Consider the following 26,523-nt stretch of genomic DNA (forward strand, 5'->3'; position numbering starts at 1 on the left):
TGACCGTGCTCTTGACCATTTACGGTCCCGCCCGGCCTGTCGGATGGTCGTATTGGGCCTTCGATCCGTCAAAATGCGATTTGTCCAGACAGTTGAGACGATGGCGCCCGTGCAAGAGCGCGAAAAGATCTTGACGAGTGTGGAGGGGAACGCATGAGTGTGCCGGTCTTCGAAGAAATCGAGCCAGCGGCGGACTGCGGCTGCCCGGGTTGTGCCCAGCGGCGGCGGGACCTCGCGCTGGGGCTTCCGGTACGGGCCGGGGGTCACCCGGCCGCGCACGGCGCCCGCCGAGCGCTCGTCCTGGTGACGGCGGCGGGCGTGGTGTTCGGCGGGGGTACGGGCGCGGCGGCGGCGCTGCCGGCGGACCCGGTGGTGGACGCGGCGGGTGCGGCGGGTGCGGCGGGTGCGGTGGAGCCCGCGATGGACGCGGTGGACGCGGTGGACGCGGTGGACGCGGCGGGTGCGGTGGAGTCCGCCGTGGACGCCGGGGCCGGCGTGGCGGGGGTCACCGCCGGTGAGGGGTCCCTCGCGGCCGAGGATGCCGGGTCGCTCGCCACCGAGCCGGGCCCCGACACCCCGCAGGGCGACCGCGGCCCGCTGCACGGCGCGCCCGGCCCGGGCTCGGCGCCGTCCCCCGACGCCACCCCGACGACCAGTCAGATCTCGGTCCAGTCCCTGCGGAAGACGACCCGGGCCGAGATCATCAACCGCGCGAAGAAGTGGGTCGCGGCGGGCGTCCCGTACTCCATGGAGCGCTACTGGAACGACGGCTACCGCCAGGACTGCTCCGGCTACATCTCGATGGCCTGGAACCTCCGCTCCAACGAGTGGACCGGCAGCCTCGACCGCTTCGCCGACCGCATCGACCGCGCCGACCTCCAGCCCGGCGACATCCTCCTCTTCCACAACCCGGCCAACCCGACGCGCGGCTCGCACGTGACGATCTTCGGCGGCTGGACGGACTACACCCACACTTCCTACGTCGCGTACGAGCAGACCAAGCCGCGCACGCGGAAGCAGGCGACGCCGCTCGCGTACTGGGAGAACTCCGACCGCTACCTCGCCTACCGCTACAAGGCCGTGATCAGCGGCGACGGCGGAAGCGCGGGCTCCGGGGCGACGACCGGGACGGCGACGGCGTTCCCGGGGGCGGCGAAGTTCGGGCCGGGCGCGAACAACGCGTACGTGACCCAGCTGGGCAAGCTGCTGGTCGCGCGCGGCGGCAAGAAGTACTACGCCCAGGGCCCCGGCCCGCGCTGGGGCGAGGCCGACCGCCGCGCGACCCAGGCCTTCCAGCTCGCCCAGGGCTGGCGCGGCAAGGAGGCGGACGGCCTGCCCGGCCCGGACACGTGGGCGCTGCTCGTGTCGGGGAAGGGTCGCGACATCGGCGGTTCGAGTGGTTCGAGCGGGTCGAGCGCATCTGCGAACGGGTTCCCCGGGCGTGGCTACTTCCGTCCGGGCCAATCCAACGCATATGTGGAGAAGCTGGGCAAACAACTGGTGAAGCGGGGCTACGGCAAGCACTACACGTCGGGCCCCGGTCCGCGGTGGACGGAGGCGGACCGCCGCAACGTCGAGGCCTTCCAGCGGGCCCAGGGCTGGCGCGGCGCCGCGGCCGACGGCTACCCGGGCCCGGAGACCTGGCGGCGCCTTTTCCGATGACCCCGAGAACATGAGGTGGACCGAATGACGGCATCGACCCCGACCCCGCCGGACAACGGCCCGGCCGCCACCCGCGACGCGGCCCGCACGGCCCGCCGCCTCACCGACGGCCGCCTACGCCCCACGGGCCCCCCGGACCCGACGACCCCGCAGGGGCGCCAGGGCACGGCGGTGCCGGGTGCGGTGCCGGGTGGTGCCGGTGGGGCGGCTTCGGCGGTGCCGGGTGCCGGGCGGAGTGGCGCTGACGGTGCGGCTTCGCCCGGTGGTGGCGGCGGGGTGCCTTCGGCGGTGCCGGGTGCGGTGCCGGGTGCGCCGGCGGTCCTCCCGGCGGCGGGCCTCGCGCGCCCGTCGGGGCCCGCGGCCCCGGCCGCCGGGCCGGGGGCGGGAGCGGATGCCACCTCTGCCGAGCAGGGCCGCCCGGCGGCGGCCTCGCCCGCCGACGGGCCGGCGGGCGCCACCACCTCGCCCTCCGTCGACGCGCAGCCGGACGCGCGGGGCGGCGGCCCGAGGGACCACCACTTCGATACGGCTTCGCAGCAGGCGGGTGCGTCGGGCGGTGCCCGTGACGGTGACCCTGCCGTGCGGCGGGGCCACGGCTCGACGGCCGTCATCGGCGCTGCCACTGCTGGCGATCGGGGGCCGGTTGAGCCGCAGGTGAGCACCCGTCAGGAGCCCTACGCGGGCACGGGTGATGCCCGCATCGGCGGGGCTCAGTCCTCGCCCCAGGCGAGCCGCCCGGCGGCCGACACCGGCGGCCGAGGTGCCACCGGATCCCCGGAGGCGGGCGGTGCCCGTGACGGTGACCCTGCCGGGCAGCGGGGTGACTCCGCCGGTACCTCGACCGTCCCCGGCGGTCACCACCCGGCGGCCGGCAGCACCGGTCCCGAACAGGCCCGTCCCCAGGTGGTGTCTGCCGCCACTGCCGGCCAGCACGCGGCAGCGGGCGGTGCCCCCACAGGCGGCCCGGTCGCGGCCCACCCCGCACCGTCCTCGCCCCGAACGCCTACCACCGCCGCACCGGCCTCGCCCCAGGCGGGCGCTCGCAACGAGCCGCACCTGGCAGCCGGCAGCGCCCGTACCGGCGCGCCAAGCGCGGCGCAGCCGGGGCCGTCCTCGTCCGGGGCCTCCGGCCCGGCGGGGGACACCGCCCGCACCGGCGACCCCGCCGTGCGCCATGGTCATGGGCCGACGGCGGTCTCCCGCGCCGGCGAGGCGGCTGCCGCCGGTGGTCAGCCCAACGAGCCGCACCTGGCGGCCGGCAGCGCCCGTACCGGCGCGCCCACCGCAGCGCCTGCGGCATCGTCTTCGTCCGGGTCCTCCGGCCCGGCCTCGCCGCACCCGGCGGCGGGCGCTGCCCGCACCGGCGACCCCGCCGTGCGCCATGACCACGGGCCGACGGCAGCCTCCCGCCTCGGCGAGGCGGCTGCCGCCGGGGGCCAGCGCAACGAGCCGCACCTGGCGGCCGGCAGTGCCCGCACCGGCGCGCCCAGCGCGGCGCAGCCGGCGCCGTCCTCGTCCGGGTCCTCCGGCCCGGCGGGGGACACCGCTCGCACCGGCGACCCCGCCGTGCGCCATGCACATCGGCCGACGGCGGACTTCCGCGCCGGCGAGGCGGCTGCCGCCGGTGGTCAGCGCAGCGAGCCGCATCCGGCAACGGGGAGCGTCCGTACTGGCGCGCCCAGCGCGGCGCAGCCGACGCTGGCCTCGCCGCAGGCGAGCACCCGCGACGAGCCGCACCTGGCAGCCGGCAGTGCCCGCACCGGCGCGCCCAGCACGGCGCAGCCGATGTCGCCCTCGTCCGGGGCTTCCGGCCCGGCCGCGCCGCAACCGGCGGCGGCGGACACCGCCCGCACCGGCGAACCCGCCGTGCGCCACGGCCATGGGCTGACAGGCTCCCGCGCCGGCGAGGCGGCTGCCGCCGGCGGTCAGCGCAGCGAGCCGCATCCGGCAACGGGCAGCGCCCGTACTGGCGCGCCCAGCGCGGCGCAGCCGGCGCCGTCCTCGTCCGGGGCCTCCGGCCCGGCCTCGCCGGAGGCGGACGTTCGTCGTGAGTCGCACCCGGCGGCGGACACCGCCCGCACCGGCGACCCCGCCGTGCGCCACGGCCACGGGCCGACAGGCTCCCGCGCCGGCGAGGCGGCCGTCACCGCTGGTCAGTCCAACGAGCCGCACCCGGCAGCACGCGGTGCCCGTACCGGCGCGCCCGCCGCGGCGCACTCGGCCGCGCCGCAGGGTGGTGGGGCGGTCGCCGACGCCCGGCCCGCCGCGCAGCGAGACGGCGCCCCCGCCCCCGACTCCGTCGACTTCGGGTGGATCGCCGGCATGCGGGTGAAGGCGCTCACCCTCCCCACCGCCGCCGACGCGGAGCCGGCCGGCGCCACCAACCGCACCCCCACCACCGCCCGCCGGCAGAAGGTCATCGCCGGTGAGACCACCGGCAGCATCCCGGTGCACCTCCTCTTCCGGGACGAGCCGGACGCCGGTGGCGGGGGCAAGGCGGATGACGGGGGGCCGGCGACCGTGCCGGTGGGGAAGGTGGGGGGCGACGGCACGGGCGCGCCCATTCCCGCGCCCACGCGCCCCGCACCCCCCACCCCAACCCCCGTCGCCCCCTCGTCCTCCCGCCCCGCGCCGACCGCCGACCCGAAGCTGGTCGAGCGGCCGGGGCCGGTGCTGCCGGGGTGGGTCGGGGTCGTGGGCGGGGTGGCCGCGTTGCTGGGGTGTGCGGCGATGGTGTGGTGGACCGGGGCCGTGCCCGCCGAGGCCGCGCGGATGCTGCGCCTGCCGACGCGACCGTACGACGGGATCCACCTCGGCCAGTGGGCACTGCTCGCCCTCGGCGTCGTCGTCGCGCTGTTCTTCCTGGGCGGTCTCGGCCGCGGCCGGGTCGGCTACGCCCTCGTGCTCACCCTCTTCGGCGAGTACCGCGGCACCGTCCGCCGCACCGGGCTGCTCTGGGTGAGCCCGCTCCTGCTGCGCCGCCGGGTCGACGTGCGCCTGCGGCACTGGCGCAGCGAGCCGCTGCCCGCGGTCGACGCGAAGGGCACGGCGCTGGACGTCGTGGTCCTGGTGGTGTGGCGGATCCGGGACACCGTGCGGGCGGCGCTCGGGGTGGACCGGCACGAGGAGTACCTGCGCGAGCAGGTCGAGGCGGCGATGGCGCGGGTCCTGTCGCAGCTGCCGGCGGACGCGTTCCACGAGGACGCCCCGACCCTGCGCGACGCGGAGGCGGTCGGCGAGGCGCTGACCCGGATGCTGTCGGCGGAGTGCGCGCCGGTCGGGATCGACGTGTTCTCCGCGCAGCCGACCCGGATCGAGTACGCCCCCGAGGTCGCCGCGGCGATGCGGCGCCGCCGGATCGCGGCGATCGACGCGAAGCACCGGGACAGCGTGCTCACCTCGGTCGTGGACGCGGTGGACGACGTGGTCCACCGGCTGACCTCCCGTGGTCTGGTGGAGCTGGACGACTACGAGAAGAAGGCGCTGGTGAAGGACCTGACCGTGGCGTTCTACACCGGCCGCACCGCCCCGGGGGAGGGCGCCTGATCCCGTAGCGGCAACCCTGCCGTTGGTATGGACATGGCCAAGTTCCGTCCCTACCGTGGGACTTGGTCTAGACCTAACCGCACCCTCCGTGGCCCCTTCGCGTCGGCTCCGGAGAGCCCTCCGGCTCTCCGGGGCCGGTGCGGAGACGGCCGGAACCGCGCCCGTCGACCGACGGGCACCGCACGCGTGCAGCACAGCCCACAGAACACCCCCACGTTCTCCTGGAGCGACAGCATGCGCAAAAAGACAGGGGTGGCGGCCGTGGCGCTCGGCGTCGCCGCCGCCTCCCTCCTCGCCACCACCAGCGCGAGCAGCCACGGCTACACCGACTCGCCGATCAGCCGGCAGAAGCTCTGCGCCAACCGCACCGTCACCAACTGCGGCGACATCCAGTGGGAGCCGCAGTCGGTCGAGGGGCCCAAGGGCTTCCCGTCCGGCGGACCGGCCGACGGGACGATCTGCGCGGGCGGCAACTCCCGCTTCGCGCAGCTCGACAACCCGCGCAACGGCGCCTGGCCGACGACCCGGGTCACCGCGGGCCAGAGCTACACCTTCCGGTGGCAGTTCACGGCCCGCCACGCGACCACGGACTTCCGCTACTACATCACCAAGAACGGCTGGACCGGCAGCAAGGTCCTGACCCGGGCCGACCTCGACAGCCAGCCCTTCCTGGTCGTCCCCTACAACAACCAGCAGCCGCCGTCGACCCTCTCGCACTCCGGGACCCTCCCGGCGGGCAAGACCGGCCGGCACCTGATCCTGGCGGTCTGGACGATCGCGGACACCGGGAACGCCTTCTACGCGTGCTCGGACGTGCAGTTCTGAGGGGCGCTCCACGGAGCACTCCCGGCGGGGCTCCGGCGTCACCGCACCCGGCTCCGCCGGAGCCTTCCCGTCTTCCCGTCTTCCCGTCCGCCCGGCTTCTGGTCTGACGGGGTGTCAGCTACAATCCCGCCGCATGGGGACCGTCGCGGAACTCGTACGACGCCGGTGGGGCGACCACCGGACCGGACTGAGGGACGAGCACACCACCCTCACCCACCACCAGGTCGCCGCCGGCGCCGCCGCGCGGGCCGCCCTGCTCACCGAGCTGATGCCCCACCGGCCGGGGTGCGAGCCGCACCTCGGCCTGCTGCTCGACAACACACCGGAGTACCCGCTCTGGCTCGGCGCGGCGGCCCTCGCCGGGGCCGCCGTCGCCGGGATCAACCCCACCCGGCGCGGCGCCGAACTCGCCCGCGACATCCGGCACACCGCATGCCGGGTCCTCGTCACCCAGCGCGCCCACCTGCCGCTCCTCGACGGACTCGAACTGCCCGCCGGGCTGCGCCTCCTGGTGACCGACACCGACGCGTACGCCGACCTGCTCGCCCCCTACGGGACGGCCACCCCGCACGACCGCTTCCTGCGGCCCGCCCGCCCCGACAGCCGGCTGCTCCTCTCCTTCACCTCCGGCTCCACCGGCGCGCCCAAGGCCGCCGTCTGCTCCCAGGGCCGGCTGGCCGCCGCCGGGGCCTCCCTGGTCTCCCACTTCGGGATACGGCCGGACGACACCCACTACATCTGCATGCCGATGTTCCACGGCAACGCCGTGATCGCCGACTGGGCGCCCGCCCTCGTCGCCGGCGCCGACATCGCGCTGCGCGCCCGCTTCTCCGCCTCCCGCTTCCTGCCCGACGTGCGCCGCTTCGGAGCCACCTACTTCACCTACGTCGGCCGGGCCGTGCAGTACCTCCTCGCCACCCCGCCCGGGCCCCACGACCGCGACCACCGGCTCCGGCTCGGCTTCGGCACCGAGGCGGGCGCCGCCGACGCCGCCCGCTTCGAGGCGCGCTTCGGCGCGCGGCTCGTCGAGGGGTACGGGTCCTCCGAGGGCGGGGCCGCGATCCAGCGCACCCCCGGCACCCCGGCCGGGGCGATCGGACGCGCCGCGCCCGGCGACGACCTGGCCGTGGTCGACCCGGAGACCCGCCGGGAATGCCCACCGGCCCGCTTCTCTCCCACCGGCGTGCTGCTCAACGCCGACGAGGCCGTCGGCGAACTCGTCAACCGGGGCCGCAGCCCCTTCGAGGGCTACTGGCGCAACCCCGAGGCCGACGCCGCCCGGCTCCGGGGCGGCTGGTACTGGACCGGCGACCTCTTCTACCGGGACGCCGAGGGCTTCCTCTACTTCGCCGGCCGCACCGACGACCGGCTCCGCGTCGACAGCGAGAACCTCGCCGCCGCGATGATCGAGGACATCCTGGCCCGCTGGGACCGCACGGCCGGCGTCGCCGTCTACGCGATACCCGACCCGGCCGCCGGCGACCAGGTCGTGGCCGCGCTCGCGCTGCGCCCCGGCGCCGCCTTCACCCCCGAGGCCTTCGCCGCGTTCCTCGCCGCCCAGGCCGACCTCGGCACCAAGATGCCCCCGAAATACGTCCGGTTGGTCCCGGAACTCCCCCTGACCGCCACCAACAAGATCCACCGGGTCGCCCTGCGCCGCACCGCGCTCGCCACCACCGACCCGGTCTGGTGGCGCCCGGCCCCCACCGCCCCGGACGAGCCCCTCGCGTACGAGCCCCTCACCCCCGCCGCTCGCGCCCGCCTCCGCGCGGAGTACGCCCGCCACGGCCGTCCCTTCCCCGGCGAGGACGCGACTTCGACCCGCCCTTAGGGGGTGTCTCGCCGCCTCGCCGATCCCCTCGGCCCTGGCGGGCCCGGCGATCTCCCCTGCACCGGACGCCGCCCCCCCGTAGCCCTTCGGGCACGGGAGGTGCCCCGGATCCGGCCTGATCGACAAGGCACCCCCTAGGGGTAGGGGTAGGGCCAGACCCACCTCCCGCACGCCTCCCAGACCCATGGCCCGCACCCCGCGCCGCCGCATAGCGTGACCGGCATGGAGTCCCCCCGCCCCCGACCAGGCCCCCGTCCCCGCACCGCCTGGCAGGCCCTCGCCCGGCCCCGCACCCTGCTCCGCACCGCCTGGCCGTGGCGGGCCGTCGCGCATCTCGCGAGCGGCGCCGCCCTCGGGGCCGTGCTGCTCTGCGTGCTGCTGCTGCTCACCGGGTTCTCCCTGCTGCTCGTCGGCCTGCCGCTGCTGCTGCTCGCCGGGGTCGCGGTCGGCGCCGTCGAGCGCCGGCGGCTGCGGCTCGTCGACCTCGACCCGGCGCCCGATCCGCACCGGGTGCCCGAGGCGCCCGGGCTCACCGCCTGGCTCCGGCTGCGGGCCCGGGAACACGCCACCTGGCGGGAGCTCGGACACGCCCTGCTCCACGCCACCCTGCTCTGGCCGCTCGACCTGCTCGTGCTCGCCGCCGGACTCGGGCTCCCCGCTGCCCTGATGAGCGCCCCGCTCCAGCTCGCCGCCGACGGCCACGAGGCGAAGGTCGCCAAGGTCTGTCTGGTGACCTCGTACCCGCAGGCCTTCGTCGCCGCCCTGCTCGGGCTGCTGCTCCTGCCGCTCCTCCTCTACCCCCTGACCGCCTACGCCGGCGCCCGCGCCGCCCTCGCCCGCGCGCTGCTCGCCCCGCGCGAGGCCGAGCTGCGGCAGCGGATCGGCGAGGTCACCGCCTCCCGGGCCCGGCTCGCCGCCGCCTTCGAGGCCGAACGCCGCCGCATCGAGCGCGACCTGCACGACGGCGCCCAGCAGCGGCTCGTCGCCCTCACCATGACCCTCGGCCTCGCCCGCTTCGACGCCCCGCCAGGACCGCTCGCCGACCAGCTCGCCAAGGCCCACGACGAGGCCGGCCGGGTGCTCACCGAACTGCGCGAGCTCATCCACGGCATCCACCCCCAGGTGCTCGCCGACTACGGGCTCGGCGCCGCCCTCGCCGACACCGCCGACCGCACCGCCACCCCCGTGGACACCACCGGGATCGACCCCGACCTGCCCCGGCTGCCCTCCGCCGTCGAGAGCGCCGGCCACTTCGTGGCCCGCGAGGCCCTCGCCAACGTCGACCGGCACAGCGGCGCCGCCCGCGCCCGGATCACCGCCCGCCACACGGACGGCACCCTGCGCGTCACGGTCGAGGACGACGGGCGCGGCGGCGCCGACTCCGGCCGTGGCAGCGGACTCACCGGACTCGCCGACCGGCTCGCCGTCCTCGATGGCACACTGACGATCACCAGCCCGCCCGGCGGGCCGACCCTGCTACGAGCGGAGATCCCGTGCAGCCCGCTGCCGCCGACCGTCCCGCCGGCCTCCGGATCGTCCTCGCCGAGGACAGCGTCCTCCTCCGCGAGGGACTGATCGGCCTGCTCGCGCGCTTCGGCCACGAGGTGGCCGCCGCCGTCGGCGACGCCGAGGCCCTGCGCACCGCCGTCGCCGCGCACGCCCCGGACGTCGTCGTCACCGACGTGCGGATGCCGCCCGGCTTCCAGGACGAGGGACTGCGCGCGGCGGTCGCGCTGCGCGCCGAGCGCCCGGGCCTGCCGGTGCTCGTCCTCAGCCAGTACGTGCAGCGCAGCTACGCCGCCGACCTCCTCGACTCCGGCGACGGCAGCGGCGTCGGCTATCTGCTGAAGGACCGGGTCGGGCAGGTCGAGGAGTTCGTGGACGCGCTCGCCCGGGTCGCGTCCGGCGGCACGGTCGTCGACCCCGAGGTCGTACGGCAGCTGCTGCGCCGCCATCGCGACCCCCTCCAGGCGCTGACCCCGCGCGAGCGGGAGGTGCTCGGCCTGGTCGCCGAGGGGCACTCCAACGCGGCGATCGCCCGCCGGCTGGTCGTGACGGAGGCGGCGATCGGCAAGCACATCGGCAACATCCTCGCCAAGCTCGACCTGCCGCCGGCCGAGGACACCCACCGCCGGGTGCTCGCCGTCCTCGCCTACCTCCGCGCGTGAGCGGAGGCGGGGAAGCCGGGTGGCAGAGAGGGAGAGAGCCGGACGGGAAAGCAGAAGGCCCCTCGCTCTCGCGAGGGGCCTTCCGGTCGGTGCGCCGCCAGGGACTCGAACCCCGGACCCGCTGATTAAGAGTCAGCTGCTCTAACCAACTGAGCTAGCGGCGCCTGCTGACAGAGAAAATACTACCTGGTCCGGAGGGGTGCTCGTGACCACCCCTCCGGAGGCCTTCCCGGCGGACCCTCCCGGCGGACCCTCCGGGGCCCCGCTAGATCGCCAGCGAGAGCACCACCGGAGCCGCCCGCCGGTTGAGCGTGTCGGCCGCGGCGCGCAGCCGGTGCGCGTGCTCGATCGGGAGCGACAGGGCCAGGCAGCCCACGGTCGAGCCCGCCGTGAGCGGCACCGCCGCGCAGACCGTGCCCACCGCGTACTCCTGGAGGTCCAGCATGGGGACGGTCGGCGGCTGGCTGTCCAGCTTGGAGAAGAGCACGCGCTCGTTGGTGATCGTCCGGGAGGTCAGCCGGGCGATCTTGTGGCGGCTCAGGTGGTCGCGGCGCCCGTTCTGGTCGAGCTGGGTGAGCAGGCACTTGCCGACGGCGCTCGCGTGCGCCGCCGAGCGGAAGTCCACCCACTCGTTGACCTTCGGGGTGCGCGGGCCGTCGGCGAACTGGGTGATCTTCACCTCGCCGTCGATGTAGCGGCTGATGTAGACGGCGGCACCGACGGAGTCGCGCAGCTCGCCGAGGGTCTCCTGGAGCTTGCGCTCCAGGGCCTCGCGGCGGGTGACGCCGGAGCCGAGCAGGACCAGGGAGTCGCCGATCACATAGGCGCCGTCGGAGACCTGCTCCACATAGCCCTCGCGCCGGAGCATCAGCAGCAGGGACGTCAGATGGGCGACGGGCAGACCGGTCTCCCGCGCGATCTGCGCGTCCGTCACGCCGCCGCCGTGCCGTGAGACCGTCTCCAGGACGCGCAGGGCGTATTGCACCGAGTGGAACGGCGCGGTGGGCTCGGGCTTCAGCGCCACGGTTTCCCCCTACCAGGTTGTGACCGCAAGCTTCCGTACCACGATAGCCGCCAAGCGCCCGTAATAGGGCGGCTGTTGGCGAGAATGATGCGGTCCGCCGGGCCCCTGTCCTGGGCATCACCCCGCTGGCATATGCCATGGTCACAGCCCACTCGGAGAGGTGGAGGTCAGGGCCGCGCGAAGGGTCCTCCGTACGCCCGTTCGGTGCCATTCCGGACGTGAAGATTTTTTCGCCGGAGGGCCGTGACCGCCCGCTGCGGAGGCCTCCGGGAGCCCCCGCGAGGCACTCCCGGGGCCGCCCCCGGAATAAACGGAGCCATCCTCCTGTTACGCCCCTCGTACCCGACGTCCCCGCGAAGGAAGGCCGCCCACGGTGAGCGACGCGATTCGAGACGCGATTCGAGGAGAGGCGCACGGCTCCGCGCCCGTACCGCTGTCCGTGCTGGACCTGGTCACGGTCGGCGAGGGCCGCACCGCGAGCCAGTCGCTCGCGACCAGCGTGGAGATCAGCAAGCTCGCCGAGCGCCGCGGCTACCACCGGCACTGGGTGGCCGAGCACCACTCCATGCCCGGCGTCGCCTCCTCCTCGCCCGCCGTGATCCTCGCCCACCTCGCCGCCCACACCCGGCGCATCCGCCTCGGCTCCGGCGGCGTCATGCTGCCGAACCACGCCCCGCTGGTGATCGCCGAGCAGTTCGGCACCCTGGAGGCCCTCGCCCCGGGCCGGGTCGACCTCGGCCTCGGCCGCGCGCCCGGCACGGACGGCGCGACCGCCGCGGCGCTGCGCCGGACCGAGACGCTGCACGAGGGGGCGGACGACTTCCCGGAGCAGCTCGCCGAGTTGACCCGCTTCCTGGACGACGACTTCCCGGACGGGCATCCGTACGCCCGGATCCACGCCGTGCCCGGCCCGGTGCAGGGTCCCCAGGGCCGGCCGCCGATCTGGCTGCTCGGTTCCTCCGGCTTCAGCGCGCGGCTCGCCGGACTGCTCGGTCTGCCCTTCGCCTTCGCCCACCACTTCTCGGCGCGCAACACCATCCCGGCGCTCGACCTCTACCGGGACTCCTTCCGCCCCTCCGAGGTGCTCGACGCGCCGTACGCGCTGATCGGCGTGGCCGCGCTCGCCGCCGAGGAGGCGAAGGAGGCGCACCGCCAGGTGCTCACCGGCGCCCTGTCGATGCTGCGGCTGCGCACCGGCCGGCCCGGTCTGGTGCCGACCCCGGAGCAGGCCGAGGCGTACGCGTTCGCGCCGGCCGAGCGGGAGTTCGTGGACGGCTGGCTGGCGAACATCGTGTACGGGACGCCGGACGAGGTCCGTGACGGCCTGGACGCGCTCCAGAAGCGCACCGGGGCCGACGAGTTGATGATCACGGCCAACGCGCACGGCGGGGACGCGCGGCTGCGCAGCTACGAGCTGATCGCCGACGCCTACGGTCTGCCTGACGGTGCGCCCGACGGGCTGCCCGAGCGCGGCTGAACGGGAAATTCCCCGGCCGTTGGTTCACCTTCGAACGAGGCGGCCGTCGACCCCTAAGTGAACCTTAAACCGCTCGTCACGCGTGGTGGCGGGCGGTTGGTTTTTGTGCTGCACCTCTCTGACGAGGGCTTTCTCGCGTCAATTGGTCTAGTCCTCAATCTGGTTCAGACCATTGACGCGCTGTTCACGCGGCGGATATCACTGCTCCAACTTCCGTACCGCCACCCCTCCCGGAGGCCGCACGTGCACCCCCGCAACCCCCGCAGTCCCCGCAAGCCACTGATCGCCGCACTCCTCTGTTCGACCCTCGCCGCCGGCGCGCTCGCCGCGACCGTCGGCCTCGGCTCGGCCTCGGCCGCCGACTCGGCCACCACGGCCGCGTCCACCGGCGGCGTCAAGATCGCGTACTACGACCAGTGGAGCGTGTACGGGAACGCCTTCTACCCCAAGCACCTGGACGAGCGGGGGATCGCGGCCAAACTCGACGTCATCAACTACTCGTTCGGGAACATCCACCCGACCGACCTCACCTGCTTCGAGGCCAACAAGGCGGCCGGCGACGACAACAACCCCAACGCCGGTGACGGCGCGGGCGACTCGTACGCCGACTACCAGAAGTCCTTCTCGGCCGCGGACAGCGTCGACGGCGTGGCCGACAAGTGGGACCAGCCGATCGTGGGCGTCTTCAACCAGTTCAAGGAGCTGAAGGCGAAGCACCCCCACCTGAAGATCAACATCTCGCTCGGCGGCTGGACCTACTCCAAGTACTTCTCGGACGCGGCCAAGACCGACGCCAGCCGCAAGAAGTTCGTCGCCTCCTGCATCAAGCAGTACATCCAGGGCGACCTGCCGGTCGAGGGCGGCTACGGCGGCCCCGGCACCGCGGCCGGCATCTTCGACGGCATCGACATCGACTGGGAGTACCCGGGCTCGCCCGACGGGCACCTCGGCAACCACTACGCCCCCGAGGACAAGCAGAACTTCACGCTGCTGCTCGCCGAGTTCCGCAAGCAGCTCGACGAGTACGGCGCCGCCCACGGCGGCAAGAAGTACCTGCTGACCGCCGCCCTGCCGGCCGGCCAGGACAAGATCAAGAACATCGAGACGGACAAGATCGGCGCGTACCTCGACTACGCGAACATCATGACGTACGACATGCACGGCGCCTGGGACGGCGACGGGCCGACGTACCACCAGTCCCCGCTGTACTCCGGCGCGAACGACCCGACCGACGTCATCAAGCCGGGCACCGAGAAGTACTCGATCGACAACGCCATCGACTCCTGGATCGACGGCAAGCCCGCCTACGGCATCACCGGCGGCTTCCCCGCCAACAAGCTGACCCTCGGCTACGAGTTCTACTACCGCGGCTGGAAGGGCGTGCCGGCCGGCACCACCAACGGCCTCGCCCAGACCGCGACCGGCGGCTCGGGCGCCCGCCCGCTGAGCCAGGCGGCCGGCATCGCGTACTACAAGGAGCTCGGCGGCATCGTCGACAACCCGGCGACCACCTTCTGGGACGACCAGGCCAAGTCCGCCTACTTCTACAAGGACGGCGAGTTCTTCACCGGTCTCGACCAGCGCACCATCCAGGCCCGCGCCGACTACGCCCACCAGCGCGGTCTCGCCGGCGCGATGATGTACTCGCTGCTCGGCCTGGACGCCAACGCCACGCTCTTCAACCAGATCGTGACCGCGGTCGGCTCGTCCCCGACCAACCCGACGCCCACCCCGACCCAGCCGACGACGCCGCCGACCACCGGGCCCACCCCCACCCCGACGCAGACCACCACCCCGCCCACCGGCTGCACCAACCCGGCCTACGTGGCCGGCCAGGTCTACACCGGCGGCTCGCTCGTCTCCCACAAGGGCCACAACTGGAAGGCCAAGTGGTGGACCCAGAACGAGGAGCCGGGCACGACCGGCGAGTGGGGCGTCTGGCAGGACCTCGGCGCCTGCTAGTCACCCGCTGGTCACCACCCCGGTGTGACCCTCCATGAACCACTGCCCCCGCCCGGAATGTCCCTCCGGCCGGGGGCAGTTCCATGCCCGGGCGCGTGCTCGGCCGGGGTCGCTCAGGCCGGCTGCGGCTGTACGGGCAGGGGCGCGACCCCGATGAGGTCGGCGATGCGGTCCGGGGCCACCGGCCGGGAGTAGAGCCAGCCCTGGCCGGTGTCGCAGCCGATCCGGCGCAGTCGGGCGGCCTGGCCGGCGGTCTCCACGCACTCGGCGGTGACCGTGAGGCCCAGCCGGTGCGAGAGCCCCACCAGCGCCTCGACGATCAGCTCGTCGGCCGGATTGGCGTGCTCCTCGTCCTGGAAGCCGCGCACGAACGATCCGTCCAGCTTGAGCACCGAGACCGGCAGCCGGCTCAGGTACGCCAGGTTCGAATAGCCGGTGCCGAAGTCGTCGATCGCGATCCGCACGCCCATGTCGCTCAGTGCCTGCAGCGCCTGGAGCGGCCGCCCGGCCGAGCCCATCACGGCCGATTCGGTCAGCTCCAGCTGGAGCAGGTGCGGCGCGAGCCCGGTCTCGGCGAGGATGCCCGCCACGTCGGCGACCAGGTCGGAGTCCCAGACCTGGCGCACCGCCACGTTGACGCTGACGAAGATCGGCCGGTCGCCCGGGTGGTCCTTCTGCCACTGCCGGGCCTGGCGGCAGGCGGTGTGCAGCACCCAGCGGCCCAGCTCGACGATCGAGCCGTCCTCCTCGGCGATCCCGACGAACCGATTCGGCGTCAGCAGCCCGAACTGCGGGTGGTTCCAGCGCACCAGCGCCTCCACCCCGCGCACCGCCCCGTCGGCGAGGTCCACGAGCGGCTGGTACTCCAGCACGAACTCGCCGCGCTCCACGGCCGGCCGCAGGGTGGAGCTGAGCGCCTGCCGGGTCATCCGGTGTGCGTTGCGCTCGGGGTCGAAGAGGGTCCAGCGGGCCTTGCCGTCGGCCTTCGCCCAGTACAGCGTGGTGTCGGCGGCCTGCATCAGGAGCGTGGCGGTCGAGCCGTGGGCGCGCCGCTCGACCACGCCGATGGAGGCGGAGACGGAGAGCCGCTGCCCGGACAGGTCGAAGGGCTCCTGGAGCGCGGTGAGCACGGACTGCGCGAGGTCGGCGAGCTGCTCGGTGCCGGTGGAGTCCTCGACCAGGATCGCGAACTCGTCGCCGCCGAGCCGGGCCACCAGGTGCCCGCCGTTGCGGGTGTAGCCGTAGTCGTCGGCGCAGGCCGTCAGCCGGCCCGCGACGGCGGCGAGCAGCCGGTCGCCGACCCGGTGGCCCAGGGTGTCGTTGACCGCCTTGAACCCGTCGAGGTCCAGGTAGCAGATGCCGATCCGCCCTGTTCTGCCATGCCCGTACGACTCGTAGGACCGGTACGGGTGCTCCCGGGCCTCCTCCTCGCCGGCCGCCGGGCCCTCGGCGGCGGCGCTCTCCAGGGCGGCGGTGAGCCGCTCGAAGAACAGGGTGCGGTTGGGCAGCCGGGTGACCGGGTCGTGCATCTGGAGGTGGCGCAGCCGGGCCTGGAGCTCGCGCCGGTCGCTGATGTCCGCGACCGAGAGCAGCACGCGCGGGCTGTCGGGCACGGGGGAGACGGTGACCTCGGCCCAGAGCGAGTTCCCGTCGGGGTGCTTGAGGCGGCGGGTGCAGCGGAAGCGGGAGCGCCGGCCGCCGAGCACCTCGCGGTAGGCGTGCCAGGTGCGTCCGTCGGAGGCGAGGTCGACCAGGTCGGCGGCGTCCTGCCGGTGCAGGGCGGCGGCGTCGGTGCCGAGGAGGGAGCCGAGGGCCTCGTTGGCGGCGAGCACGACGCCGTCCCGGTCGACCAGGGCCATCGCGAGCCGGGAGGCGCGGAAGGCGGCGCGGTAGTCGCGGAGCGCGCGCTCGTCGTCCTGGGAGAGGGGGCCGGGATCGGGACCGGGACCGGGGCCGCCGTCCGGATCGGGTGCGGGTGAGTGACGCTCCGTGAGCGCCGGTTCCGCCGACGGGTGCACGGGTTCTTCGGAGGTTCCGCTCACCGCTCGCTCCCGGAGTGCGTTCGGGCCGTACAGATGTGGTCGGAAAGGTCCGCCAGGGAAAGTGTGCCGATCATAGAGGCTGGTTGGGGCGCCGTTCCAGCTTCCGGACGGCCCACGGGCCCCGGGCGGCCTGTGAGGCTGACCACCCGAACCCCTGGCAGATCGTTTCTGCGCGGGTCTGACACGGGTCGATGAAGACCTGATCGATGGTGACTTTCCGTGAGCTGTCGTCTGCCCGTGTCGCGTCGACCGGGCGCGTCCCGCTCACCCGACCGGGGCAGCCGAAAGGTGCGAAACATCACAAACCATCCCAAGGTGGGTGGGGTGTCACGCTTTCCGGAGCCGGAGGTCCACGTGAGGGGTCAGCAGCCACCCGGGCGGGTGCCCGGGGGAGTGGAGCGCCCGCGCCTGCGGGCCGGCGCGGCGGCCCTCACCTCCCTCGCGGCCCTCGCCGCGACCGGTCTGGTGGCCGGCCCGGCCGTCGCCGCGCCCTCCGCGGGGCCGTGCGCCCTGCCCCGTACCGCCGCGCACCACTCCCTCGGCCTCGACACCTGGAACCGGGCCTACCCCCGGCCCACCCGTGCGCTCGACGCCGTCATGATCTTCCTGTCCTTCCCTGACTCCCCGCCGCTCACCACCCCCGCCGAGCTGGCCGCCGACCACTTCCCCGGCACCGCCGAGTTCTTCGAACGCGCCTCCTACGGGCGCTTCCGCCTGCGCGTGCACCCGCAGACCGGCTGGGCCCGGATGCCACGGAACTCCACCGACTACGCGATACGGCGCGACTGGAGCGCCGAGCACCGGGCGGCCTATCTGCGCGACGCGATCCGGGCGGCCGACGGCTCCGTGGACTTCTCCCGCTACGACGTCGTCTATCTGGTCGCCGACCCGGACGCGCCCGGCGTGGACTCCGACGCCACCAAGGTGGTCAACCTGGAGCACCCGCTGGAGGCCGACGGCGCCGAGCTCAAGCGGGTGGTCACCGTCTTCGAGCGGCACCCGCCGGACCGCAACGTGCTCGCCCACGAGACCGGGCACGTCTTCGACCTGCCCGACCTCTACCACCGGCCGACCGACGGCAAGGGCGACTGGGACACCCACGTGGGGGACTGGGACGTCATGGGCAGCCAGTTCGGCCTCGCGCCGGACCTCTTCGCCTGGCACAAGTGGAAGCTCGGCTGGCTCGACCGCACCCAGGTGACCTGCGTCCGCGGCCCCGGCACCCATGTGATCGGCCTGGAGCCGGTCTCCGCCGCCCCGGTGGCCGGCGGCACGCTCGGCACCCGGCTGGCCGTGGTGCGCACCGGCGAGGACAGCGTCCTGGCGATCGAGGCCCGCTCGGCGACCGGCAACGACACCGACACCTGCACCGAGGGCGTGCTCGTCTACCGGGTCCGCAACCGGGCGGCGTCCGGCGACGGCCCGGTCGAGGTGGTGGACACCCATCCGCGCACCGAGGCCTGCTGGGAGCGCTCGGTCTACCCGCCGCTCGCGGACGCACCGCTGGGCGAGGGCGAGTCCTTCACGGTGCCGGACGCGGGCGTCCGGGTGGAGGTGGCGGAGCGGACCCGTTCGGGCGTCTGGACGGTGCGGATCACCGGCCCGCAGCCCGTCGCCGGCTGACGGGGGACACCACGGGTCCGGAACACGAAGAAGCCCCCCGCTTCCGCGAGGGGCTTCTTCCGTCTGTGCGCCGCCAGGGACTCGAACCCCGGACCCGCTGATTAAGAGTCAGCTGCTCTAACCAACTGAGCTAGCGGCGCCTGCTGACGTCGTAGACACTAGCATCCGGATCGGCCGAAGCAAAAATCGATACCCGCACGTCGGCCCGCCTAACCGCCCGGACCGCCCGGACACAGGCCCACAGCAGCACCTCGGGGCCCGGCAGCCACGGCTTGCGGGTGTCGGGGGCGACCAGCCAGCGCGGGCCGGAGTCGTGCGGGGCGAGCGGCGGGACGGTCACCGCGTCCCCGGTGCCGTGACACAGCGGCCGGGGCACCTCCGGACCCCACTCCTCCCAGTCCAGCAGGGACGGCAGGCGCTGGGCGGTGCCGGGCGCGGCGAAGAGCAGCATCCGGCCCCGGTGCACCGCGACCGGGCCGCTGCCCGGGCCCTCGGCCCACAGCCGGTCCAGCATCCGCCGCCCGAAGGTGGGCTCGACGTTCACCACGTCGAAGGCGGTGCCGCAGGGCAGGACGGCGGGGGAGGCGGGGTGCTGCTCCCAGTGGGCGAGCGCGGGGCCCGGGCGCGAGGTGGCGGAGGCGAGCCAGGCGGCGCCGTCCTCGGTGACCCGGGCGGGCTGGTGCCGGCAGATGTCGTACAGGACCGTCGTCTCGTCGCTCAGCCATGTCGTCATACGAGAAGATCTACCGGGCGTGACGGAGCCGTTTCAGCGGGTTGCCGGAAAACCGGACACGGCGGGGTGCGGAGGAGTATCTTGCGCCCCGGCATATGCCAGGGCGCTGGGCGGCCGGACTGTTCCTGCGGCCCACTCCGCCGGCCCGTCCCGGTGGCTCACTCCTCCGGGTCGCGCCCGCCCGTACGGATCAGGTCCCGCCCGAACTCGATCATCTTGCGCGCGTAGTCCTCGGTCCACGCGGCCCGCTCGGCGACGTCCGCCGCGGTGAGCTGGTCGAACCGGCGCGGGTCGGCGAGCTGGGCCGCCGCGATCGCCTGGAACTCGACCGCCCGGTCCGTCGCCGCCCGGAAGGCCAGCGTCAGCTCGGTCGCCCGGGAGAGCAGCTCCCGGGGGTCCTCGATGGACTCCAGGTCGAAGAAGTGCTCCGGGTCGGCGGTCGCCTCGGCCGGCTCGAAGACCAGCGGCGCCGGCCTGACCCGCCGCTGCCCGCTCCGCTCCGCGGATTCCGCCATGATCCCTCTCCTCCTCGCACCCGCACGGCCCGGACACCCGGGCCGCCACTCCCCATTCTCCCGCGCCTGGCAACCCCGCCGAACCCGGCCGCTCACGGTGCCCGAACTCACGGCGCCCCCGTCACCCGGTGTTCCGCCAGGTGGGACAGGACGGCGCGGTTCGCCTCCCGTGCCGGACTCCGTCCGGCGAGGGGGCGTGGGGTCCTCGGGCGGCCTGCTCACGGCGCCCACGTCACCCGGTGTTCCGCCAGGTGGGATAGGACCGCGTGGTTCGCCTCCCACCCGTCGGGGAACTTCACCGTGACGCCCAGCTGGACCGGTTCCGTCGAGGGGTGTTCGTCGAGGAGGTCGGTGACGCCCGCGCGGCAGACGACGACGCAGGCGTGGCGGTGGCGGGAGGCGAGGACGCAGAGGCGGCCGGTCTCCAGGTGGAAGGCGGTCGCGTCGGGGCGGCCCGAGAGGGGGTGGAGGACGACCGTGACGTCGTACTCGCGGCCCTGGAGGCGGTTGGCGGTGTCCACCGTGACGCCCGGGACGCCGAGCTCGGCCAGGGCCGCGCGGACCGCCGCCGCCTGGTCGCGGTGGGCGGTGCCGACGGCGACCCGGTCCGGGGTGAGCGGCGCGGGGGCCGGGGAGCGCTCGGAGACCGTCGAGCCGCCGCGGTCGAGGAGCCGGCGGACGACCAGGGCCACCGCCTGGACCGCCTCCGGGTCGGTGCGCGGGGTGTGCCGGGCGGGGAGTTCGAGCAGGCCCCAGCCGGACTCGGCGGCCTCGTCCAGGACCCGGTCCGGGCCCGAGCCGTCCGACGGCACGCCGAAGGACAGCTTCCGGTCGCCGTGGTCCGTGCCGCTGCGGAAGGGCGTGTACGGGTAGAAGGCGTCGGAGACGAGCGGCGCGGCCGACGCCGGGAGCCGCCAGGACACCGGGAGGCGGTGCTGGGGCAGCTCGGGGTTGTGGGCCAGGAGGGTCGAGACGGCGGATGCCGAAGGGTCGTACGACAGGCCCGCCCACTGCTCCGCGCCCACCACCGAGAACGGGTCCAGCTGCCCCGGGTCGCCCACGAACAGCGCCCGCTCGAACAGGCCCGCCACGGCGAGCAGCGCGTCCGAGCGCATCTGGTAGGCCTCGTCCACGATCGCGTGCGCCCACGGCTCCACGTTCTTCACGTGCGCCCACTTCGCGGCCGTCGACACCACCACCGGAAGGCCCACGAGGTCCCCGGCCTTCGCCGACTTCCGCACCTGCTCCAGCTCGTTCAGCGCCTTGTCGTACGGATCGGTGTCGCTGGAGTGCAGCCGGCCGACCGCGAGATCCGGCTGCTTCTCCGCGATCCGCAGCACCAGGTCGTCCACCTGTGCGTTGGTCTGCGCCACGATCACCAACGGGCGTCCCGCCTCGGCCAGTTCGAGCGCCGCGCGGACGACGAGCGTCGACTTCCCGGCCCCCGGCGGGGAGTCCACGACCACCCCGCGGGCCGTCCCGTGCAGGGTGTCGGCCAGGATCTCCCGGGTGGCCCTCGCGGCCTCGGCGCCGGGGTCGAAACCCCTGCGGTCCCCACTCACAGCACGTCCTCCGGCGTCACGGCGTCGGGCAGTTCCACGGCATCGGCGCGCGGCGGGCCGCCGTGCGTCCACGGGGTGTCCTCCGGGTCGGGCAGCTTCGCGCCCATCCGCTGGTCGTGCTCGAACAGCGTCCAGACGATCCGCTCGCCCTTCTCCGGCACCGTGCCCTCCGCGGGGTCCTTGGCCCGGCCCATCCTGTCCAGGAGCCGCAGCACCAGCGCGCCGTCCGGCTCGCGCCGCACGAACTCCGCCGACTGCGGCTTCCCGTCCAGCGAACGGTAGGCCTTCACGCCCTCGCCCAGGTGCGGCCGGTCGTCCGTGCGCACGGTCAGCAGCGGGCGGGGCGCCGGGCGCTTCGACTCGGTCCAGGCCGGCGTGACCTCGACGACCTCCGCCACGAACGCCTCGCCGGCCAGCCGCCGCCCCGCCATCACCAGCGGGTCGTCCAGCGCCTCCTGCGCCTCCAGCTGGCCCTGCGCCTGCTCGCGCGCCGCCAGCTTCGAGGCCGCCGTCACCGCGTCGTCCCGGCGCGGCTGGGGCGGCTCGCCCGCCGCGATCCGGTCCCGCTGCCCGGTGAACGACCAGCGGTCGCGGGTCCAGCGGTCGGCGACCCTGGCCCCCTCCGGCAGCTCCCGCAGCAGGTCGAGCGCCCGCCACACCGCGTCCCAGGTGGGCTTCAGCTGGGAGGCGACCAGGCGGCGGATCTCCCGCTCGGCCCGGGACAGCTCCGCCAGCCCGTCCTCGGCCGCCCCGCCGTCCTCCGCCGCGCCGAGCGCCTGCCGGGCCCGGTCGTAGGCCTCGATCGCGGGCGCGAGCAGCTTGTTGTCGAAGGCCGGATCGGTCGCCGGACCGGCCGGCGGGCACAGCAACTGCCCCCGCCCGTCCCGCGCCAGCTCCGCCCGCAGCGCCGCCTGGGCCCCCGACTCTCCGTCGCCCGGATCGATCCAGGCGAGCAGCGCGCCCAGGTGCTGGTCCTCCAGGGAGGACTGACCGGTCGCCCAGTGCCGGTTCAGCAGGTCGGTCGCCGCCACGAGCAGCGAGGAGCCCGGCACCCGGGCCCGCTCGCCGAAGTGGGTCAGCCAGCGCCCGAGCAGCGGCACCCGCGGCGGCGCCGGGAACGGCGTCTCCGGGTCCTGCTCGGCCGTGCGCCGAAAGCGCGTGGACCGCCCGAGCAGCCGCACGTACTCGATGCCCGCCCGGCTCGGCACCACCAACTGCGGCGCGTCCGCGCACAGTTCGACCTCGACCTTGACCTTCTTGCCGGTCTCCGGGTCGGTCTCGGACCGCTCGGCCGCCTCGACGACCTCCGCGAAGGAGTCCACGTACGGCAGGATCCCGTCGGCCAGTTCGGCGAGGAACGCGAAGCGCAGGTCCCGGTCGCGCGGCTGCGGCACCACCAGCAGCCGCGGCTCCGCCGGGTCCGTGCCCACCAGCGCGCCGAGCGGCGCACCCGCCTCGCCCGAGGTCGTCAGCGGTACGAGCACCAGCGGCCGGTCCGACAGGTGCCGGTGCCGGACCGTGGCCAGCGGCCGGGCGCGGCCCGCCTCCACCGCCTCCATCCGGGCCAGGGTGCCGATCAGCGACATCCGGCCACCTCCAGCGCCTCCGCGCGCAGCGCCCGCGCCCGGCGCAGCGCCGCCACCGCCGGGTCGTCCGGGTCGCCCGCCTCGCCGCGCGCCGCCGCCAGGACCGCGCCCACCGTGGTCAGACCGCCCAGCTCGCCCCGTACCGAACGGCCCAGGGCCGCCACCGCGTCCGCCGCGCGGGCCCGCTCCCGGCAGTGGAAGGCCAGCTCGCAGGCGGCCAGGCACTCCGGCGCGTACGCGGGCGGCACGCACTCCACCGCCGAGGCCAGCTCCTCGGGCGAGCACTGTGCGAGGTCGAAGGTGACGCCCTCCGGCAGGGTGTCCGCGATCTCCTCGATCCGGGTCAGCCGGGCAAGCTGCCGGCGGGTGACCGCCAGCTGCTTGCGCACGTCCACCGCCGAGGCCGTCGGCAGGTTCGAGAAGTCCTTCGGGCAGACGAGCAGCACCTGGTGGGCCACCGCCGCGCCCTCCGTGACCGCCGCGACCTTCTCCAGCGCCAGCACGTACACCGCGGCCTGCCGGGCCGCCGCGCCCACCTTGGACGCGTCGGCCGAACCGTCGATCATCGGGAAGGACTTGATCTCCACGACCGTCCACCGCCCGTCCGGCCGCACCACCACCGCGTCCGGCTCCAGATAGACCGGCGAGCCGGCCACCTCCAGGGCCAGCATCGGGTGGTCGAGCAGCGCCCAGCGGCCCGCCGCCGTCGCCTCCCGCAGCGCCAGCGCCGTCCGCGCCGCCCGGCCCTCGGGGCCCGCGGCCGCCAGCTCCGGCAGGTCGACCTCGCCGGGCTCGGCGATGCCGAGCAGGGCGAGCAGCTCGCGCCCGCCGTCCGCCTTCACCTTCGCCTCGAACGCGTTCCCCCGGGCGATCGCGAACTGCGACTGGCCGAAGGCCGACGGCGCGCCCAGCTTCGCGGCCAGCGCGGTCTTGTCGACCCCCGCCCCGTCGAGGATCGCCCGCCGTCGGCAGCCGGGATTCGCCGCCAGCGCGGCCAGCGCCCGCGCGTCCAGCGGACGCGGCACGGCGGCCGGTCCGCGCAGCTCGGCGAGCCGATGCCGGAGTGTCGTCTGCGGCGGCCGGTGCGGACCGCTGCCCAGGGATGCGCTCACCCGCGGAAGTCTCCCATCCACCACTGACAGCCGGGAGGTTTCGCGCCGATTCGTACCCGAAGATCCGGTCGGCACACCGGCTCGGGCCGGGGCGAACGGCCGGACGGCGTGCGGCGGACGCCGTGGGTGATGATGGGAGGGCATCTTTTCCGTGAACCGCTGGAGACCTTCCATGGCACCGCGCATCCTGCTCGCCCGGCACGGCCAGACCGAATGGTCGCTGCTCGGCCGGCACACCGGCAGGACCGACATCCCCCTGCTCGACGAGGGCCGGCGCGGCGCCAAGCTCCTCGGCGACCGGCTCGCCCGCGGCCCGTGGGCCGGGCTCGACGGCGTCGAGGTGCGCACCAGCCCGCTCGTACGGGCCCGGGAGACCTGCGACCTGGCCGGCTTCGGCGAGCGCGCCGAGGACTGGGACGCCCTGATGGAGTGGGACTACGGCGCCTACGAGGGGATGACCCCGGCCGAGATCCAGGCGGTGCGGCCGGGCTGGTTCATCTGGCGCGACGGCGTGCCCGACGGGGAGACCCTGGCCGAGCTGTCGGACCGCGCCGACCGGATCGTGGAGTGGGCCCGCTCGGCCGACCGCGACGTGCTGGTCTTCGCGCACGGGCACATCCTGCGCTCGATCGGCGCGCGCTGGCTGGGCGAGGACGTGTCCTTCGCGGCCCGCATCCGCCTCGACCCGACCAGCCTCTCGGTGCTCGGCTGGGCGTACGGGGACCCCGCGATCGAGCGCTGGAACGACACCGGCCACCTGGAGTAGCCGCCCCGGCGGGCGGTACGGGCCGGGTCGCGCGGGGGAGTTCAGCGTGCGGCGAGGACCCGGCGCGTCTCGGCCAGCAGACCGCGGATCCGGGCCGACTCCACGCCCTCCAGGGACTCCTCCACCCGCCGCACCTCCGCCGCCGCCTCGTCGGGCCGGCCGGCCCGGGCCAGGTTCCCGGCCAGCTGGGCGCGGTAGAGGGCGAGGTTGCGGGCGAAGTGCGGGTCCTGGAGGACGGTGGCCCGCTGGGCGTGCCGGGCGGCCCGCGACCAGTCGCCGAGCAGCGCCCAGCACAGCGCCTCCTGGGCCTCCAGCTCCGGCTCGCCGAAGAAGGACATCCACTCGGGGTCGCCGTCGCCCGGGCCCCGCCCGAAGTGGGCGTGCGCACGGCCCAGCGCCTCCGCGCAGGCGGCGCGGTCGCCGAGCCCGGCCCAGGCCCCGGCCTCCCGCAGGGTGAGCAGCGCGCGCAGCCGGTCGGAGGCGAGCGGGGCCGCGGCCCGCAGCCCGGCCTGGGCGGCGCGCACCGCCTCGCGGTAGCGGCCGGCGTCCCGGGCCAGGAAGGAGGTGTTGCAGAAGGCGTGCGCCTCCAGGGCGGCGTCGCCGGCCATCCGGGCGGTGGCCAGGGCCTCGGCGTAGTGCGAGCGGGCGTCGTCGAGCCGGCCCGAGTCGTGGGCCAGCCAGCCGACGGAGATGGCGAGTTCGCCGGCGCCGTTGTGCAGCCGGTCGGCGGTGGAACGGCGGGCGGTGACGCCCGCGTCGAGCAGGGCGTAGGCGGAGCGCAGCGGCTGGGTGGCCCGCCGGTAGAGGCCCTCGGCGCCGTGCCGGTCGTCGAGCAGCCGGATCTGCCGGACCGCCTCCTCGACCGCGCGGACCTCGGCGTCGCCGACGCGGTGGACGGTACGGGGGGACGGAATGCTCGCCGCGGCGGAGCCGCCGAGTCCCAGCGAGGCGGTCGCCAGGGTGGCGGTGCCGCCGGTCATGAATGCGCGACGCAGCACGTCGCTCTCCTCATCGTTCCGGGTGGTGAAGGCGAGGGGCGGCGGTGCCCCGGCCGCCACGGCGGCCGGCCGCCGGCCGCGAACGGCCTCCCGCGCCGAGAACCCCAGGTCCGCAAGGGTCAGTCCGGGGAACATGTGCAGGAAGACCCGCTCGTACGCGTAGTTCGGGCAGCGGATCTCGCCGGCCTCGACGCGACCGATGTAGCGGGGGTCGCAGGCGACCTGCTCGCCGATCTCCCGGGCCGCGCGGCGGACGGCCGCGGCGAACTCCGCCGGCGAACGCTGTCCGCGGAGCCTGCGGAAGGCGAGATTGGGAACTGCCCGTGACAACGCCATGGCCGAGCCCTCTCCTGGTGCTGCCGGTGTTCCGGCGGGGCAAGAACGTACCTGCTGTGACCGGCCGTCCACGCTGGGTTTGGCAACAAATCGGATATCTCGTACGCGATCTGCCATGAACTGCCATCCTTTGCGGCGGCGTGCCGCCGTAGCCGTTGACGCCCGCCGGCGTTGAACCCTGCGGAGAGACGGAACGTGTCTCCTCTTCGAAAACGAGGAGGGTCCCATGGTGGAAATGGTGGAAGCCGGAGCCATCGGGCCGGGCGCCTCGCAGGCGTCGACCGAGCGGCACACCCCCACTCCGGACGCGAGCGCGTCCCCCGCGGGAGCCGGGTTCCCGGGCGGGCCCGGCCCGCACCCCGAGCCCTGCGACCTGGTGACCGTGCCGGCCCGGCAGGGCCTGGAGGCCGTGGACATCCTGCGCCGCGGCGGCGCCCCGGCGGTCGGCCCGGTGCTGCACGACGGGGCCTGCGACACCCTCGGCTTCCTGGTGCCGCCCGGCACCGCGGCGGGCTGGGACATGCCGGGCAGCGCGTGCACCCGGACCGACGGGCGCGGGCTGCGCATCCCGGAACCTCCCGAGCTCCCCGGCCCCGACGGCGCGACCCCCCGCCCCGCCGACTGGCTGCTGCCGCCCGGCGACAGCGGCGCGGTCACCGACCCGGCGATGCTGCGGGAGGCCCTCGGCCAGGCGGCGCGCCTGATCGAGGCGGCGGACGGCTGTCGCTGAGGCCCTCGCGGGGCGGGGCGGCTGC

General features: G+C 74.9%; 19 protein-coding genes and 2 tRNA genes. 11 read left to right on the plus strand and 10 right to left on the minus strand.

Features of this window, described 5'->3' with window-relative positions; translation table 11 throughout:
- Nucleotides 1-153 precede the first annotated feature (153 nt).
- The 6 genes from ACIGW2_RS23500 (at nt 154) to ACIGW2_RS23525 (ending at nt 10,032) form a co-directional block, all read left to right on the plus strand.
- On the plus strand, nt 154-1,662 hold the full coding sequence (locus tag ACIGW2_RS23500) for a peptidoglycan-binding protein (protein WP_399845555.1): 1,509 nt from the start codon (nt 154-156) through the stop codon (nt 1,660-1,662).
- Nucleotides 1,663-3,036: 1,374 nt separating this feature from the next.
- Nucleotides 3,037-5,208 (plus strand): SPFH domain-containing protein, encoded by a 2,172-nt coding sequence (locus ACIGW2_RS23505; RefSeq protein WP_399845557.1) that lies wholly within the window; start codon nt 3,037-3,039, stop codon nt 5,206-5,208.
- A 234-nt stretch (nt 5,209-5,442) separates the two neighbouring features.
- Nucleotides 5,443-6,033: a lytic polysaccharide monooxygenase auxiliary activity family 9 protein gene (locus ACIGW2_RS23510; protein WP_361583223.1), complete on the plus strand. Its 591-nt coding sequence runs from the start codon at nt 5,443-5,445 to the stop codon at nt 6,031-6,033.
- Nucleotides 6,034-6,166: 133 nt separating this feature from the next.
- Nucleotides 6,167-7,864: an AMP-binding protein gene (locus ACIGW2_RS23515; protein ID WP_399845559.1), complete on the plus strand. Its 1,698-nt coding sequence runs from the start codon at nt 6,167-6,169 to the stop codon at nt 7,862-7,864.
- A gap of 222 nt (nt 7,865-8,086) precedes the next feature.
- Nucleotides 8,087-9,439 carry a sensor domain-containing protein gene (locus ACIGW2_RS23520; RefSeq protein ID WP_399845561.1) on the plus strand — a complete coding sequence of 451 codons (1,353 nt, stop codon included), beginning with the start codon at nt 8,087-8,089 and terminating at the stop codon, nt 9,437-9,439.
- Nucleotides 9,358-10,032: a response regulator gene (locus ACIGW2_RS23525; RefSeq protein WP_391655663.1), complete on the plus strand. Its 675-nt coding sequence runs from the start codon at nt 9,358-9,360 to the stop codon at nt 10,030-10,032. The genes ACIGW2_RS23520 and ACIGW2_RS23525 overlap by 82 nt, the downstream gene beginning before the upstream one ends.
- A gap of 90 nt (nt 10,033-10,122) precedes the next feature.
- On the opposite strand, the gene ACIGW2_RS23530 is transcribed toward ACIGW2_RS23525, so the two are convergent.
- Nucleotides 10,123-10,196 (minus strand) — tRNA-Lys (locus ACIGW2_RS23530).
- Nucleotides 10,197-10,297: 101 nt separating this feature from the next.
- Nucleotides 10,298-11,056 (minus strand): IclR family transcriptional regulator C-terminal domain-containing protein, encoded by a 759-nt coding sequence (locus ACIGW2_RS23535; protein WP_356070664.1) that lies wholly within the window; start codon nt 11,054-11,056, stop codon nt 10,298-10,300.
- Between the two features lie 373 nt (nt 11,057-11,429).
- On the opposite strand from ACIGW2_RS23535, the gene ACIGW2_RS23540 reads away from it, so the two are divergent.
- Both ACIGW2_RS23540 and ACIGW2_RS23545 read left to right on the plus strand, forming a co-directional pair.
- Nucleotides 11,430-12,533 (plus strand): LLM class flavin-dependent oxidoreductase, encoded by a 1,104-nt coding sequence (locus ACIGW2_RS23540; protein ID WP_391655662.1) that lies wholly within the window; start codon nt 11,430-11,432, stop codon nt 12,531-12,533.
- A gap of 279 nt (nt 12,534-12,812) precedes the next feature.
- Nucleotides 12,813-14,495, plus strand: coding sequence for a glycosyl hydrolase family 18 protein (locus tag ACIGW2_RS23545; protein ID WP_399845887.1), 1,683 nt, complete (start codon nt 12,813-12,815; stop codon nt 14,493-14,495).
- Nucleotides 14,496-14,608: 113 nt separating this feature from the next.
- On the opposite strand, the gene ACIGW2_RS23550 is transcribed toward ACIGW2_RS23545, so the two are convergent.
- The gene (locus ACIGW2_RS23550; protein WP_399845564.1) at nt 14,609-16,537 is read right to left on the minus strand and encodes a putative bifunctional diguanylate cyclase/phosphodiesterase; all 1,929 of its coding nucleotides are present in this window, start codon (nt 16,535-16,537) and stop codon (nt 14,609-14,611) included.
- Nucleotides 16,538-16,891: 354 nt separating this feature from the next.
- Between ACIGW2_RS23550 and ACIGW2_RS23555 the strand changes: the two genes are divergently transcribed.
- Nucleotides 16,892-18,160, plus strand: a complete 1,269-nt coding sequence (locus ACIGW2_RS23555; protein WP_361583240.1) for a M6 family metalloprotease domain-containing protein — start codon at nt 16,892-16,894, stop codon at nt 18,158-18,160.
- Nucleotides 18,161-18,226: 66 nt separating this feature from the next.
- Here ACIGW2_RS23555 and ACIGW2_RS23560 read toward each other — a convergent pair.
- The 6 genes from ACIGW2_RS23560 to ACIGW2_RS23585 all read right to left on the minus strand — a co-directional run bounded on the left by ACIGW2_RS23560 (nt 18,227) and on the right by ACIGW2_RS23585 (nt 23,668).
- Nucleotides 18,227-18,300: transfer RNA gene (locus tag ACIGW2_RS23560), tRNA-Lys, on the minus strand.
- Nucleotides 18,291-18,893, minus strand: a complete 603-nt coding sequence (locus ACIGW2_RS23565) for a bifunctional DNA primase/polymerase (protein WP_399845566.1) — start codon at nt 18,891-18,893, stop codon at nt 18,291-18,293. Before ACIGW2_RS23565 ends, ACIGW2_RS23560 begins: the two co-directional genes overlap by 10 nt.
- Before the next feature lie 158 nt (nt 18,894-19,051).
- On the minus strand, nt 19,052-19,408 hold the full coding sequence (locus ACIGW2_RS23570; protein WP_399845569.1) for a hypothetical protein: 357 nt from the start codon (nt 19,406-19,408) through the stop codon (nt 19,052-19,054).
- Nucleotides 19,409-19,626: 218 nt separating this feature from the next.
- The gene (locus ACIGW2_RS23575; RefSeq protein WP_399845571.1) at nt 19,627-20,970 is read right to left on the minus strand and encodes an AAA family ATPase; all 1,344 of its coding nucleotides are present in this window, start codon (nt 20,968-20,970) and stop codon (nt 19,627-19,629) included.
- Complete coding sequence (locus ACIGW2_RS23580) at nt 20,967-22,556, minus strand: hypothetical protein (RefSeq protein WP_399845573.1); 1,590 nt, start codon at nt 22,554-22,556, stop codon at nt 20,967-20,969. Before ACIGW2_RS23580 ends, ACIGW2_RS23575 begins: the two co-directional genes overlap by 4 nt.
- On the minus strand, nt 22,547-23,668 hold the full coding sequence (locus tag ACIGW2_RS23585; RefSeq protein WP_399845575.1) for a hypothetical protein: 1,122 nt from the start codon (nt 23,666-23,668) through the stop codon (nt 22,547-22,549). Before ACIGW2_RS23585 ends, ACIGW2_RS23580 begins: the two co-directional genes overlap by 10 nt.
- A gap of 172 nt (nt 23,669-23,840) precedes the next feature.
- On the opposite strand from ACIGW2_RS23585, the gene ACIGW2_RS23590 reads away from it, so the two are divergent.
- Entirely contained in the window at nt 23,841-24,434 is a 594-nt protein-coding gene (locus ACIGW2_RS23590; protein WP_356070682.1) for a histidine phosphatase family protein, read from the plus strand.
- A 41-nt stretch (nt 24,435-24,475) separates the two neighbouring features.
- Here ACIGW2_RS23590 and ACIGW2_RS23595 read toward each other — a convergent pair whose 3' ends face one another.
- Complete coding sequence (locus tag ACIGW2_RS23595; RefSeq protein WP_391655656.1) at nt 24,476-25,768, minus strand: tetratricopeptide repeat protein; 1,293 nt, start codon at nt 25,766-25,768, stop codon at nt 24,476-24,478.
- A gap of 235 nt (nt 25,769-26,003) precedes the next feature.
- On the opposite strand from ACIGW2_RS23595, the gene ACIGW2_RS23600 reads away from it, so the two are divergent.
- Nucleotides 26,004-26,498, plus strand: coding sequence for a hypothetical protein (locus ACIGW2_RS23600; RefSeq protein WP_391655768.1), 495 nt, complete (start codon nt 26,004-26,006; stop codon nt 26,496-26,498).
- Nucleotides 26,499-26,523: the final 25 nt, after the last annotated feature.

It is taken from the genome of Streptomyces sp. NPDC053541, from assembly GCF_044544705.1.
Lineage (GTDB): Bacteria > Actinomycetota > Actinomycetes > Streptomycetales > Streptomycetaceae > Streptomyces.

Excerpts from the sequence above, each read along its gene's own strand:
- ACIGW2_RS23500 (WP_399845555.1), top strand. The coding sequence starts at position 154 with ATGAGTGTGCCGGTCTTCGAAGAAATCGAGCCAGCGGCGGACTGCGGC.
- ACIGW2_RS23510 (WP_361583223.1), top strand. The coding sequence starts at position 5,443 with ATGCGCAAAAAGACAGGGGTGGCGGCCGTGGCGCTCGGCGTCGCCGCC.
- ACIGW2_RS23515 (WP_399845559.1), top strand. The coding sequence starts at position 6,167 with ATGGGGACCGTCGCGGAACTCGTACGACGCCGGTGGGGCGACCACCGG.
- ACIGW2_RS23520 (WP_399845561.1), top strand. The coding sequence starts at position 8,087 with ATGGAGTCCCCCCGCCCCCGACCAGGCCCCCGTCCCCGCACCGCCTGG.
- ACIGW2_RS23565 (WP_399845566.1), bottom strand. The coding sequence starts at position 18,893 with ATGACGACATGGCTGAGCGACGAGACGACGGTCCTGTACGACATCTGC.
- ACIGW2_RS23570 (WP_399845569.1), bottom strand. The coding sequence starts at position 19,408 with ATGGCGGAATCCGCGGAGCGGAGCGGGCAGCGGCGGGTCAGGCCGGCG.
- ACIGW2_RS23580 (WP_399845573.1), bottom strand. The coding sequence starts at position 22,556 with ATGTCGCTGATCGGCACCCTGGCCCGGATGGAGGCGGTGGAGGCGGGC.
- ACIGW2_RS23590 (WP_356070682.1), top strand. The coding sequence starts at position 23,841 with ATGGCACCGCGCATCCTGCTCGCCCGGCACGGCCAGACCGAATGGTCG.
- ACIGW2_RS23595 (WP_391655656.1), bottom strand. The coding sequence starts at position 25,768 with ATGGCGTTGTCACGGGCAGTTCCCAATCTCGCCTTCCGCAGGCTCCGC.
- ACIGW2_RS23600 (WP_391655768.1), top strand. The coding sequence starts at position 26,004 with ATGGTGGAAGCCGGAGCCATCGGGCCGGGCGCCTCGCAGGCGTCGACC.